Genomic DNA, 13,701 nt, shown 5'->3' on the forward strand with positions numbered 1-13,701 from the left:
CAACATTGTCATCATATTGAGCAAAAGCGGAACCGGTGTTGTAGGGTGGATCAATAAAGATGCATTTCACTTGACCAGCGTAATATGGCAGTAACGCCTTGAGCGCGTCGAGATTGTCGCCCTGAATGAGCATATTGCCGCTCTCGACATCACCATAGGATAGCTCCGGATCAGCCTCCAGCAGGCGGTAGGGCGCTTCACCCGCCGCCTTCAAATCTTCTTCTTTGGTCAACCAATGCAACGTCGGCAAAATCATTACTCCAAATCAGTGACGGCCTACATGCCGCCTTGCCCACCTCCCCGCAAGCCGCTAAATCCACCCCATGCGCACCCGCCTCGCCATCTGCCGCAAGAAAAAGCGCTTTCCCAGCGAGGCGGACGCTATAAGCTTCGCACAGACCGCGACCATCGTTCTCCGCCCCTATCTTTGTGATCGCTGCTTTCACTATCATCTGACCAGCCGCACCAGGGGCAAGCGCAGACTGCCTGCTGCCGGTTGAGGCCGCACCGCACTGCCTCCCTTCACGGCCCCCCTTCACCATCGCCCCGCGCCGCCGCTCATCGCGCTGCGCCAGCGCCCTCCCCCGGCACCACCCCTCCCGCACCCTGTCACAAACGTGAAATAAATATGCCATGAAAGAGCAACGCTCTGGTCATAATGCGCTCATCAACATGCAACGCAAACGCAACAGACAGGCGATTTTATGAAACACCATATGCTCAAGACAATTGGCCTGCTGGCCGGTACCGCAGCAATTGCTCTCTATCCCGCATCGGCGATGGCAGTACCGATTACCGACGAACAGGCAGCGGCGCTGCTGAGCAAGCTGAACCAGCTCGAGCGCGAAGTCGCCGATCTGAAGTCGCAGCTCGGCAACGTCCAGCAGAGCCAGCAAGCCTCGACCAGCGCGATCGCCGCGACCGAAGCAAAAATTGCCGCGACCGAGGAAAAGATCGAACAGCAAAAGCCGGTCAAGGTCGCCTGGAAAGGCGCGCCCGAATTCAAGGGCGACGATGGCTGGAGCTTCAAGCCGCGCGGCCGCATGCTCTATGATGTTGGTACGGTCAACGCCCCGGACAGCATCACCGATGCCGGTCTCGGCTTTGCCAATGAAGCCCGGCGGATCCGGCTGGGTGTTTCGGGATCGATGCCGGGTGGCTTTGGTTACAAGCTGGAAGCGGATTTCGCCGGCAATGAAGTTGACCTGACCGACGCCTATTTCACTTATGAAAACGGCGGGCTGACGATGACGGCGGGCCAGCATAATAATTTCCAGAGTCTCGAGGAATTGTCGAGCAGCAACGACACCAGCTTCATGGAACGCGCGGCCTTTACCGACGCGTTCGGTTTCCAGCGGAAGGTCGGGCTTTCGGCGCAATATGCCGTGTCGGACCTGTTGTTCCAGGCCGGTGTGTTTACCGACAATATCGGTGACCTGAACAATGACGAGAATAATAGCGTCGGATTTGACCTGCGCGCCGTGGCGATGCCGAAATTCGGCGATGTCCAGACCCATTTCGGGGCGTCCTACCATTATAGCGACCTCGGCGACGCGATGAGTTCGGCCCGCTATCGTCAGCGGCCAGCGGTGCATTTCACCGACACGCGCTTCATCGACACCGGCACGATCAGCGATGCCCAGTCCGAGACCAGCTATGGCCTCGAGGCGGCGGTGATCGCCGGCCGTTTCCATGCCGCGGCAGAGGGCCACTGGCTCAATTTGAACCGCACCGGCAACCTCACCGATCCGACCTTTTTCGGTGGCTCGGTCGAAGCCGGCTTCTTCCTGACCGACGACACGCGCGAGTATAAGGAAGGCGTGTTCAAGGGCGTCAAGGTTTCCAATCCGGTCGGCAAGGGCGGCATGGGCGCGTGGCAGGTCAATGTGCGCTATGACCGGCTCGATCTGGTCGATGCCGGCTTTACCGGCGGCACCCAGGACGCCTATCAGGCGTCACTGATCTGGACCCCGATCGACTATGTCCGCTTCCTGCTATCCTATTCCAAGCTCGACTATAGCAATGCGCGGATCCTCGCCGCAGGCAGTGGCAATTATAATGTCGACGCCTTTGCCGGACGTTTCCAGATCAGCTTCTGAACCTGAGCGCCGATCAGCAGCTTTCAGCCAAGGCTATTGCTGCTGGTCGGCCCAGATCGTGCCGACATCGTCACCCTTGGTGCGCTCCGGCAGCTGGCGGCCGGTTTCGGCAAAATAGCTCAGCTCGGCGATATTGGTGGCGTGGTCGCCAATTCGCTCGAGATTTTTTGCGATGAACAGCAGATGCGCGGATTCGGTGATATAGGCCGGGTTTTCCACCATATAGGTGATGATCGCGCGAAAGATGCTGGTGTAGAAATTGTCCAGCGTCTGATCTCTGGCCGATACCGACACAGCCAGATCAACGTCGCCATCGGCATAAGCCTTGAACGAATCCCGGACCAACTCGGCGGCGATATTGGCCATCGACGGCAGCAAGGCCGCCGGTTCGATCTTGCGGCTGGATTCCGCGACCAGCGGCACCCGTTTGGCGATATTCTTGGCATAATCACCAATTCGTTCGGCAATGCTGGAAATCTTGAACGTCGCAATCAGGTGGCGCAGATCGTCCGCCATTGGCGCGCGCAACGCGATCGTCTGGATCGACAGGGCATCGATCCGCCGCTCCAGCTCGTCAATCTCGCGGTCGTCGGCGACGACCGAACTGGCCAGTTCCAGATCATTGCGCTCGAGCGCCTCGATGGCCCGGGTGATCGCGCCGGTGCTCTTTTTCCCCATCTCCAGCACCATCTCCCGGAGATCGAGAATTTCCGCGTCAAAGGCGGTCACGGTATGCTGGGCGGCACTGATATTCATTAGCGTTCCTTGTTACGATTTCCGCTATTGTAACAAAAATGTCATATAAAAAGCAATTGATTTGCATGAGCAGCATTTTGCCGCTGTTCGCAATGAAGCGCATGACGCCGCCGGACGGACCCGATCAGCGCTTCGGCAAGCCGACGCCTCGCCGCATCCGGCGCGCGCTTCCCCGGCAATATTGCGGGCATGAAAAAGGGGGCCGTTGTTGCCAACAGCCCCCGAAGATCTTGCCCAGACTTGTCTAGTTCAGGCGATGATCCCTTTTCAGATCAGACAATTGAGAATTGCCTATTTCAAGACGTCCTTGGTCAGCAATGGCAGGTTTTTCGCCGCTTCGACCATCGATGCCCGGGTCGCATCCGGTGAAGCGATCAGGCCGGCCTTGACCAGATAGCCATCGCGGGTACCGGCGTTGACAAATTCCGTGACAAATTCCTGGATACCCGGGATCACGCCGACATGCTGCTTTTTCACGTAGATATACAGCGGCCGCGCGCCTGGATATTTACCAGATGCGATGGCGTCATAAGCCGGTTCGACACCGGAAATGGTGATGCCACGGACCGTGTCGAGATTTTCTTCAAGAAAGCTGTAGCCGAAGATACCGACCGCATTGGGGTTGGATTTCAGCTTCTGCACGATCAGATTGTCATTCTCGCCGGCGTCCAGATAAGGGCCGTCGGTACGAATTTCATGACAGATGAGTTCATATTCATCCTTGTTGCTGTCCTTGAGCGCCTTGGTCGTCGGATCGGTTTTGCAACCGACTTCCATGATCAGCTCGGTCAGCGCATCGCGCGTGCCCGATGTCGATGGCGGGCCATAGACGCTGATCGGCATGGATGGCAGCGAGGCGTCAATATCCGACCAGTTCTTGGTGGTATTTTCCTTGCCAAACGGCTTGGCGGCAATCGCCTTGTAAATCTGCTCGGGGGTCAGGGCAAAGCCTGGACCATCCTTGGATTGCGCCACCGCAATACCGTCGATGCCGATATTGATTTCGACGATGTCGGTGACACCATTTTTCTGGCACAATTCAAATTCGGAGGCTTTCATCCGGCGCGAGGCATTTTCAATATCGGGCGTATCCGCGCCGACTCCTGAACAGAACAGGCTCATGCCGGCACCGGTACCGGTCGATTCCAGCACGGGAGCCTTGTAGCTGCCGGAGCTGACGAAATATTCCGATACGGCCTTCGCGAATGGGAATACGGTTGAGGATCCGACAATCCGGATCTGGTCGCGGCTGCCGCCGCCACCGCCGCCGCCGGCCTGATTTTCACAGCCCGCCAAAGCCAGCGTGGCCATTGCGATTATTGCAAATTTGGTTTTCATCAAAAATTTCCTTGTCCAAGGTTGTTTCCGCACTGAAATCTCGGTGCGACCTTTCGAATATGCCATCTACCCCCGCTCAATGACCGTTGGATTACAAATATATTTCACTATTATTGCAGACGTCGGATGGTGGTCCGGACCCGCTAGCGCGGCAGTCTCTGCATCGCTTCAAGCGGCGGGCTTTCCGGCGCTGCGTGAAATAATTCCACCCGCTCAAAACCGAGGCTGGCATAAAAGCGCTGGTTCGCCGGATTGCTATTTTCGAGATAGGCCATGGTACCGCTGCGGTCACAGGCGTCCAGAACCGGCTCGATCAACCGCCGGCCAAGGCCCCTGCCCCGACCGGCGCTGGCGACTCCGACAGTGAACAGATAGGCGTGCGGCTCGGCAGGATGATGTCTTGCCATCGCGTCGCCCGCCGCCTTGCCGCGCATCAGCGCACCCCAGCCGCCGCTGGCAAAAAGACCCACATAGGTTTTCAGCATTCCGATGGCAGTCGCATCGGGCTTGTCTCCGGGCATCAGCCACATGGTCGCGGCGCGGCCTTCGCCGTCCTCGCTCAAAATCTGACAGAAACCATTGGGTGCGTAGATATGCCGCGCCAGATTGGCAAAGGTCCGCTGCATCGGTTCAAAGCCGCCGAACAGCCAGCGATTGAACGGATCATCGCGAAAGGCATCGGCGGTAATCTGGGCAAGTGCCGTGACGCTCTCGGTCCCGACGCTGTGGATGCCCGGCGCGGGCACAATGTCCGATGCTTTCAGCATCGGTGCCAAAGCCGGAGGTCGCTAATAAATACCACCTTCGGCCTGCAAAAATTCATCGTCATTTTGCGCCGGACCGCGATTGCGACTGGCTTCCAGAGCCCGGGCCTGCGCCGCGGCCCGTTCCGCGATCAGCTGCGCCTTGCGGGCTTCCAGCCGGGCCAACAGTTCGTCCTGGCGAATCGAGCGGCGGGGTTCGGTTTCGGGCTTGAATACATCCCAGATGACAGCCGATTTAGGGTCATCAGTCGGCCATCCGCCGAAGACTCGCTTGCCGGTTCTACGATCCACGCGCACCATCCGCACGCCTTTCGGCGCGACAAATGGCGTTTTCGGCATGCCCGCCATAGCCCGCTCGGCAAAGCGCCGGAAGACTGGCGCGGCCAGCGTGCCGCCCTGGGCATAGCCGCCCATCGCGCGTGGCTGATCAAAGCCCAGATAGACGCCTGCCACCATGTCGGGTGAGCCACCGACGAACCAGACGTTGGTCGGACCACTGGTCGTGCCGGTCTTGCCGAACAGGGGCCGGTCGAGACTTCTCAGATTTTGCGCCGTGCCGCGCGTGATCACGCCCTGCATGATGTCGATCATCTGATAAGCGGTCATCGGATCCATCAGCTGTTTGCCGGATGAACGCGGACGCGGCATTGGCTCTCCGTCCCAGTCGCGCAAGTTGCAATCTTCACAGATCCGCTTGTCGGAACGGAAAATCACCTTGCCCTTGCGGTCCTGAACAAAGTCAATCACCGTGGGTGTCAGTTCGCGCCCGTGATTGGCGAGCATCGAATAGGCATTGGTCAGCTTCATCACCGTGGTATCGCCGGCGCCCAGCGCAAAGGCCAGATAAGGCTTATAGTCACCAATCCCCATGGTCTTGATCGTCTTGACGACATTTTCCATGCCGGCGTCATTGGCCGCACGCACGGTCATCAGATTGCGCGATTGCTCAACACCCCAGCGCAGCGTCTGCTGGCCGGCGCCGCGCGAATTGCCGAAATTCTGGAAACATTTCCGCCCCAGAGACGCAGATTGATAGACGCAAAACGGGGCATCTTCGATCAGTGTCGCGGGTGTCATGCCTTGTTCCAGCGCGGTGGCATAGACGAACGGCTTGATCGTCGAACCCGGCTGGCGCTCCGCCTGCGTTGCCCGATTGAACGAACTCATCCGGTCGTCAAACCCGCCCTGCATGGCCCAAATGCGACCATTTCGGGGATTTTGCACGACCATTCCGCCAGAGACTTCGGGCACATTTTCGAGCCGGTAGCGGCTACCACCCAATGGGCTGACGGCGATGATATCACCGGCTTTCAAAGCATCGGGAACGGATGCTATCTGGCCGGTGGTACCATCCGAAAAACCGATTTCCGCACCGCCGCCAGTAGGCCGGATGGCAACGGCGATCTGCCAGTTGGCATAATCTGTACCGATGAATGTGGAGGAAAGGCGCTGGGCCCATTGGTCATCCATCTCGATCTTGTTGATCGGACCGCTCCAGCCCTTGCCGCTGCTATAGCGCAGCAAACCGCCGCGCAGGGCATCCTTGGTATATTCCTGCAGTTCCGGGTTCAGCGACGTGCGCACCCACAGGCCGCCGGAATAGACGCTATAGGGGCCCGCCTTCTCGTTCTCGCCAAATTGCTCGATCAGCTGACGCCGCACTTCCTCGATAAAATAGCCGCCGACCCGCTCGAACCGGACCCCGCCACCGGAGATGGCGCCGAGCGGCTGTGCAGAGGCATTCTGAAACTGAGTCGCGGTGATCCAGCCATTGTCGCGCATCTCGCCCAATACCCAGTTACGCCGACTAATCGCACGCTGTTCGTGTACTTCGGGACGATAGTTGGACGGCCCTTTGGGCAGAATCGCCAGATAGGCGATCTCGTGCAGGGCGAGCGCATCGACATCCTTGCCAAAATAGGCCTGGGCAGCGGCTTGCACGCCATAGGCATTGCGACCGAGGAATATCTGGTTGAGATAGAGTTCGAGAATCTCTTCCTTGGTCAGCACATCCTCTATCCGGTAAGCCAGAATCGCTTCGCGCACTTTCCGGCGATAGGACACCTCACTGCTCAGCAGCAGGTTTTTTGCCACCTGCTGCGTGATGGTAGAGGCGCCGACCGGCCGGCCGCTGTTGCTAATATTGGTAAGAATCGCGGTCGCGATGCCGGGATAGTCCAGTCCACCATGTTCAAAAAAGGTGCGATCTTCAGCGGCCAGATAGGCGCGCACCAGCAGCGCCGGATATTCCGAATATTCCAGCTGCACGCGCCGTTCGCGAGCATAGCTGTGCACCGGCTCGCCATCATAGGCGCGCACCATCGTCGGCAATGGTGGTTCATAAGTCTGAAGCGCCCTGGCATCAGGCAAGTCCCGGGCAAAGATCAACCAGATGAGGAACCAGCCGAAGACGCATAGCGCCAGGAATGCCACGAGCAGCCGAAACCATTTTTTCTGCCAGAATCTCTCGATCCGCTCGAAAAAGCTGCCTGTGCTTCGTTCCAGTTTGTAGGCGAGACTTTCTCCAGCCGTATCAGACGCATCATTTACCATAGGCTGGGCTATCTAAACCGGCTCGCATCCATTTTCCAGCGATTATCGATGAAAAACGCGCGCCGCCTCGACAAGCGACAACCGGATGTTCTTACCCGGCCATGTTTTTCTAGCGCATCGCAAGTTTCCGGGCGAAATGCGACTCGATTGCGCTCGCAACACCGGCAGCAACCTTGGTCCGGCCCTGACGGGAATTCAGGAAGGCCACATCATCCTTGTTGGTCAGATAGCCGGTTTCAAACAATACCGACGGCGTATCGGGTGCCTTGAGCACGACGAATGATGCATAGCGGTGCGGAATTTTCCGAAACGTCATTTCCCGGCTGCTTTCGCGATGGAGCAATTTGGCAAAATCCGCTGAGACATTCATGGTTTCACGCTGGGTCAGGTCGATCAGGATCGACGAAACGTCGCGCGTCGCGCCGCCAAGATTGATGCCATTGATGATATTGGCCTTGTTTTCGCGCGCCGCCAGTTTGGCAGCTTCGCGGTCGGAAGCGACTTCGGACAAAGTGTAGACAGTGGCGCCGGAAGCCAACTCGTTGCCCGCCGCATCGGCATGGATCGACATGAACAGGTCCGCGTCGAGCCGGCGCGCAATACCGTAGCGTTCTTCCAATACCAAAAACTCGTCGCTATCCCGGGTCAGCGCTACCCGGACCCGGCCACCCGCGACCAGCCGGTCGCGAATTGCCCGCGCAATTGCCAGAGTCACGTTTTTTTCGCGCGCGTCACCATGAGGAGAAATAGCCCCCGGGTCGTGGCCGCCATGACCGGCATCAATGACCACCAGCGGCCTGCTCGGATCATTCGGTCCATATATTTTCGGCAAGCGGACAGAATCCTGCGGTTTGCCTAGGGGTACCTTGACACTATAGCTTTTCCTCGGTGGTTCGGCGCGAAATTTCAGCGGCGGCAGAAACGACTGCCGTCCGCTAGCGATCTGATTCTGGCCGACCGATTGCAGGCTCAGCTTGAGACTTTTGCCATCATCCGAAAAACTGCCATCTGTGATCACCGCCGGGCGATCCAGATCGAAAACGATCCGGGCGGTGTTGGGATTATATTGCCCCTGGCGCACAGCCTTGACGATACCGTTGGCATAGCCGCCCCGCCCGGCCGTGCCGCCCCGCACATCTACGGCAATGCGGTCCGGACCGATCAAGGAAAAGGTTGACACGCCTTCAACAAGGTCGTCAAATGCAATTGTGATCTGTGAACCACTGGCTTCGATCCGGCTGACCGACCCTGCCTGAGCAGGATTGATCGTCAGAAGTGCCGAAACCAGAATAGTAGCAAATGCCATCGTCTGCTTATGCATCCTGCGGCACTCTTTGGTCCAGTCAATTTTCATAGATTGCGGCTTCCTGAATTAATTCATCCGTTAAGACGGAGTAAAGAAGCGACTAGGGATACTTTCGTAAGGTGCCGTAAAATGACACGGTTAATGGAGCGTTAGGGACGAATTTGTGCGCCCCCCGATTGCCCGATATGATTCCGCTTGATCACAGTTTGTGTTGCCGATCAGCGCGAGCGGTGCTAGCAGCTGTCTGAACCTTTCGGGAACAATCCCGGAGTGGTTCTTCTAAATGCCGAAAATCATTCGGCATCTACCAGGTTGACGCAACATGAGGCATGACATCTCCGGCTTTGAAGCTCTCCATAGAGGAGGCGCTTCCTTGGGCGGAAAGACTTTGGCTAACGGCCAGAGCCATGTGGTTGTTGCAGACACATTTTTATCTGAAATATTTGAAATCAACCGGATGACGCCGCCCGCCCCTTATCAAAGGAACGCGCGCACAGAAACGTCATCCCTATTATATCGCATGGACCCGCCGGGCTCTGATCCGTCGCACCATGCCAGGAGACTATTGAATGACTACGCGCATGCTAATCGACGCGCGCCACCAGGAAGAAACCCGGGTGGCTGTCGTAAAAGGGAACAAGATTGAGGAATTCGATTTTGAATCTTCCGAGCATAAACAGCTCAAAGGCAATATCTATCTAGCGAAAGTTACCCGCGTCGAACCGTCGCTGCAGGCTGCTTTTGTAGACTATGGTGGCAACCGCCACGGATTTCTTGCCTTTTCCGAAATCCATCCCGACTATTATCAGATTCCCAGAGAGGATCGCGAAAGGTTGCTGGCTGAAGAAGCCGAGCATGCGGCGGAAGAAGCCGCCTTGCGTGCCCAGGAAGAGGAAGAAGACGATTCGCCCGCCGACATGGTGCGCAGCGAAGCCACCGAAGAACTCGATACTGCGCTGGTGGAAGTCGACCAGGATGAAAGCGTCGACACGATCGATGTTACCGAAGGCGAAATGCCACTAGAAGATAATGATGACGACGATGATGATGATGACGAATCCGATTCATCGGAAGAAAATGGCGATGGCCAGGGCAAGAGCGGAGGCCGTCGCGGACGCGGTGGCCGCACCAAGGGCCGCGGCAAAGGCAGCATGCCCAAAGCCAGCGACCAGGCGCGTCAGAAACGCATGGCCCTGCGCAAACGCTACAAGATTCAGGATGTTATCCAGCGGCGGCAGGTTGTGCTGGTCCAGGTCGTCAAGGAAGAACGCGGCAACAAGGGCGCTGCGCTAACCACCTACCTCAGCCTGGCCGGCCGCTATTGCGTGCTGATGCCCAACACCTCCCACGGCGGCGGCATCAGCCGAAAGATCAACAATGCTGGCGATCGCAAGCGGCTGAAATCGATCATCGCTGACCTGAGTCTGCCGACCAGCATGGGCTGTATCGTCCGCACCGCCGGACTTTCCCGGACCAAGCCGGAAATCAAACGCGATTTCGACTATCTCGCTCGACTGTGGGACGAAATCCGCGAGAAAACCCTGAGCGCGACGGCACCGAGCCTGATCCACAGCGACAGCGACCTGGTCAAACGCGCCATCCGTGACATTTACAATCGAGAGATTGAGGAAGTTCTGGTCGAAGGGGCCAATGGCTATACGGCGGCGAGAAACTTCATGAAGCTGCTGATGCCGAGCCACAGCAAGCGGGTGAAGAGCTATGCCGATCCGGTCTCCCTGTTCCAGCGCTATGGCGTCGAGGATCAGCTTTCGGCAATGTATTCGCCGGAAGTTCAGCTGAAATCCGGTGGCTATCTGGTGATCAACCCGACCGAGGCGCTGGTGTCGATCGATATCAACTCCGGACGTTCAACCCGCGAACACGGGATTGAGGCGACCGCGGTCAAGACCAATATGGAAGCGGCTGCGGAAATCGCACGGCAATTGCGATTGCGCGATATGGCCGGGCTGGTGGTGATCGATTTTATCGACATGGACCGCAGCGGCAATGTCCGCAAAGTCGAACGGGCGATGCGCGATGCACTGAAAAACGATCGTGCGCGCATCCAGGTCGGTCGGATCTCCAGCTTTGGTCTGATGGAAATGAGCCGCCAGCGCCTGCGCACCGGTGTGCTCGAAGCCTCGACCAAAGTCTGTCCGCATTGCGAAGGCACCGGACTGGTCCGGACGGCATCCTCCTCTGCCCTGTCAGCGCTTCGTCTGCTGGAAGAAGAAGCCGCCAAGGGCAAGGCCAGCATGATCAGTCTGCGCACGAGCCAGGAAGCCTGCATTTACGTGTTGAACAGCAAGCGTCACGAAATCGAGGATATCGAGCAACGTTATGGCGTCTCGATCGAAATCGTGCCGGATGGCGAAACCGAAGGCGCCCGGATGGATATCCAGACTTCAGGCAGCCCGCCGAAAAACATGCCCAAATTCGAACCCATCATCGATGATGATGATGACGAAGATGATCATGTCGAAGAAGCGGAAATCGTCGAAGCGGAAGAGCGGGAAGACCGTGGAGACCGTGCCGAACGTGGAGACCGCGCAGAACGTGGCGAACGCGTTGACCGGGAAGACGGTGGTGAACGGCCCAAGCGCAAACGGCGTCGGCGGGGCAGACGCAACCGCGGTGGTGACCGTCCGGAATCCGGCACTGGTGAAACCGGTGGCGAGAATAATGGCGAAAACACTGGCGAAGCAGCTGCGCAGCCGAATGATACGGATGCCGGCGACAAGCCAGAGAAGCCGCAGTCACGCCCGCGCCGCAACAGCACCCGCAAGGCCGACATGGCACCCGATGCAGCAGTCGAAACCGGCGGTGATGAAAAAGCCGAGGCCAAGCCGCGTGGAAGACGCCGCTCTGCCAAAAGCGAAGCCCCCGCTGAGCAGCCAGCGGTAGACACGCAACCGGACGCCGAAGCGGCTGAAGAAAAGCCGAAACGGCGCCGCGCACCGCGCAAAGCCAAGGCAACGGCGGCCACACCGGCGGCTGAAGCCACTGGCGGCCCCGCTGACGCAAGTGTTGATAAAAAGCCACCGGTAAAACGGGCGCCGAGGTCGCGGGCGAAGAAGGCCGACAGCGTCGAGGCGTCTGACACAGCCACACCGGAAGCGCCGAAAGCTGCCAAGGACGTTAAAGAAACCAAAGAAAAGGCGCCTGCCAAACCGCGGAAACCGAGAGCAACCGCAAAGCCTAAAGATGACGCTGTCGCCAAATCATCCGACAGCGACGCCTCCGAGTCGAGCGACGGATCAACCCGCCAGGGTTGGTGGCAACGCACCTTCGGATAACTGAACAGACACCGTTCCCGCTCCAATTTTTGGACGGGAACGGTGCAGGTTTCATCCGCGGTTCAGACAGGTGATGTCAGGGGGAAGGGCTTAAACCGGACTTTCATGCTGAGGAATTTCATGCGCAATTTTCTTGCTGTTTCATTTTCCCGCAACGGCCTGCCTGGCGCAGGCCGGCTGACCCGTTTCATGGTGGCATTTCTGGCGATGGTTTCGATCGTCGTGCAACCCGTTGCCGCCCAGTCGATATTGCGCGATGCGGAAACAGAAGCCCTGTTCAGCGACATGGTGGCGCCACTGGTGGCGGTATCCGAACTGGATGCCAAAGAGGTCGAGGTCGTCCTGATCAACGATCATCAGATCAACGCCTTTGTCGCCGGTGGTCAGCGGATTTATTTCTATTCCGGTCTCATCGAAACCGCAGATAGCGCCAATGAAGTGCAAGGCGTCATGGCCCATGAACTGGGGCATATTACCGGCGGACATATCATCCGCTTTGACGAAGGTGTAAAAACAGCGACCGGCATCACCATTCTCAGTCTGGTCCTTGGCGCTGCGGCCATTGCCGCCGGAGCCGGTGACGCCGGCATGGGCATATTGGCCGCGGGTCAGCAAGCCGCGATGGGCAAGTTTCTGGCCTTCAGCCGGGTGCAGGAACGATCAGCCGATTCCGCCGGCGCTCGCTATCTTGGCGCAGCCGGCATAACCGGCAAAGGTTCGATCGACTTTTTCAAGAAGCTGCAAAATTATGAATTCCGGCTCGGCATTCCGCAGGAGGACAGCTACGGGCGAACCCATCCGCTATCGGGAGAACGGGTAAGCCTGCTCAGGGATGTCTATCAAAAGGATCCCGCCTGGGACACGCCATCCGATCCGGCAATCGAAGCCCGGTTCCAGCGGGTCAAGGCCAAGCTGCTTGGCTATACCGCAGACCCTGCCGTGACCTTGCGCAAATTTCCTGAAAGCGACCAGTCGATCCCTGCCCGCTATGCTCGGGCCTATGCCTGGCACAAGAGCGCCTATCCGGACCGGGCGCTTTACGAAGCCAACAAACTGCTCCAGACCGCACCGGACGACCCTTATTTTCTGGAGCTGCAAGGCCAGATATTGCTGGAATCGGGCAAACCCGACGAAGCCCTGCAATCGCTGCGCAAGGCGGTTCAGCTGACCAACAATCAGCCGTTGATCGCCAGCCTGTTCGGCCACGCCCTGATCGCCACCGAAGATCCGCAATATCTGGACGAGGCGACACAGGTCCTGAAAGCCGCCGTCAACAAGGACAATCGCAACCCCTTCGCCTGGTACCAGCTAGGCGTGGTCTATTCGCAGCAGGGCGATATCGCTCGCGCGCAACTGGCAACGGCGGAAAGCTCTTTGCTGGAACAAAATTACGCCGGTGCCATCCGCAGCTCACAAATCGCCATGGCCGGCATCGCGGAAAACACGCCTGACTGGATCCGCGCGCAGGACATTTCCTTCATCGCCAAGGCCGAATTTGAAAAAAATAGCCGTCGTCGCTAAGCCGTGATGCGCTTGCCCGAGCCATTTTGGCTGGACAAGCCGAGCGGCCATGGCCAATGCCGTCGTTC

The 13,701-nt window shown here is 58.2% G+C and carries 9 protein-coding genes and 1 pseudogene; 4 read left to right on the plus strand and 6 right to left on the minus strand.

What is annotated here, in order from left to right:
• Positions 1 to 256, minus strand: a pseudogene (locus tag V7665_RS08100) (site-specific DNA-methyltransferase); the annotation flags it as partial.
• Between the two features lie 67 nt (positions 257 to 323).
• Here V7665_RS08100 and V7665_RS08105 point away from each other — a divergent pair.
• Positions 324 to 500: a hypothetical protein gene (locus V7665_RS08105; protein WP_335664030.1), complete on the plus strand. Its 177-nt coding sequence runs from the start codon at positions 324 to 326 to the stop codon at positions 498 to 500.
• A gap of 216 nt (positions 501 to 716) precedes the next feature.
• Complete coding sequence (locus tag V7665_RS08110) at positions 717 to 2,099, plus strand: OprO/OprP family phosphate-selective porin (RefSeq protein ID WP_335664031.1); 1,383 nt, start codon at positions 717 to 719, stop codon at positions 2,097 to 2,099.
• A 33-nt stretch (positions 2,100 to 2,132) separates the two neighbouring features.
• Here the strand turns inward: V7665_RS08110 and phoU are convergent, their stop codons facing one another.
• The 5 genes from phoU to V7665_RS08135 all read right to left on the minus strand — a co-directional run bounded on the left by phoU (position 2,133) and on the right by V7665_RS08135 (position 8,864).
• Positions 2,133 to 2,855 (minus strand): phosphate signaling complex protein PhoU, encoded by a 723-nt coding sequence (gene phoU / locus V7665_RS08115; protein ID WP_335664032.1) that lies wholly within the window; start codon positions 2,853 to 2,855, stop codon positions 2,133 to 2,135.
• Between the two features lie 291 nt (positions 2,856 to 3,146).
• Positions 3,147 to 4,193 carry a substrate-binding domain-containing protein gene (locus V7665_RS08120; protein WP_442955196.1) on the minus strand — a complete coding sequence of 349 codons (1,047 nt, stop codon included), beginning with the start codon at positions 4,191 to 4,193 and terminating at the stop codon, positions 3,147 to 3,149.
• Between the two features lie 143 nt (positions 4,194 to 4,336).
• Positions 4,337 to 4,960, minus strand: coding sequence for a GNAT family N-acetyltransferase (locus V7665_RS08125; RefSeq protein ID WP_335664034.1), 624 nt, complete (start codon positions 4,958 to 4,960; stop codon positions 4,337 to 4,339).
• A gap of 21 nt (positions 4,961 to 4,981) precedes the next feature.
• Entirely contained in the window at positions 4,982 to 7,510 is a 2,529-nt protein-coding gene (locus V7665_RS08130) for a penicillin-binding protein 1A (protein WP_335664035.1), read from the minus strand.
• A gap of 109 nt (positions 7,511 to 7,619) precedes the next feature.
• Positions 7,620 to 8,864, minus strand: coding sequence for an N-acetylmuramoyl-L-alanine amidase (locus V7665_RS08135; protein ID WP_442955197.1), 1,245 nt, complete (start codon positions 8,862 to 8,864; stop codon positions 7,620 to 7,622).
• A 521-nt stretch (positions 8,865 to 9,385) separates the two neighbouring features.
• Here V7665_RS08135 and V7665_RS08140 point away from each other — a divergent pair.
• Positions 9,386 to 12,112 carry an Rne/Rng family ribonuclease gene (locus V7665_RS08140; protein WP_335664037.1) on the plus strand — a complete coding sequence of 909 codons (2,727 nt, stop codon included), beginning with the start codon at positions 9,386 to 9,388 and terminating at the stop codon, positions 12,110 to 12,112.
• 120 nt (positions 12,113 to 12,232) lie between these two features.
• The gene (locus V7665_RS08145; RefSeq protein WP_442955198.1) at positions 12,233 to 13,633 is read left to right on the plus strand and encodes a M48 family metalloprotease; all 1,401 of its coding nucleotides are present in this window, start codon (positions 12,233 to 12,235) and stop codon (positions 13,631 to 13,633) included.
• Positions 13,634 to 13,701 lie beyond the last annotated feature (68 nt).

Source organism: Parasphingorhabdus sp. (assembly GCF_036964675.1).
Taxonomy (GTDB): Bacteria; Pseudomonadota; Alphaproteobacteria; order Sphingomonadales; family Sphingomonadaceae; genus Parasphingorhabdus.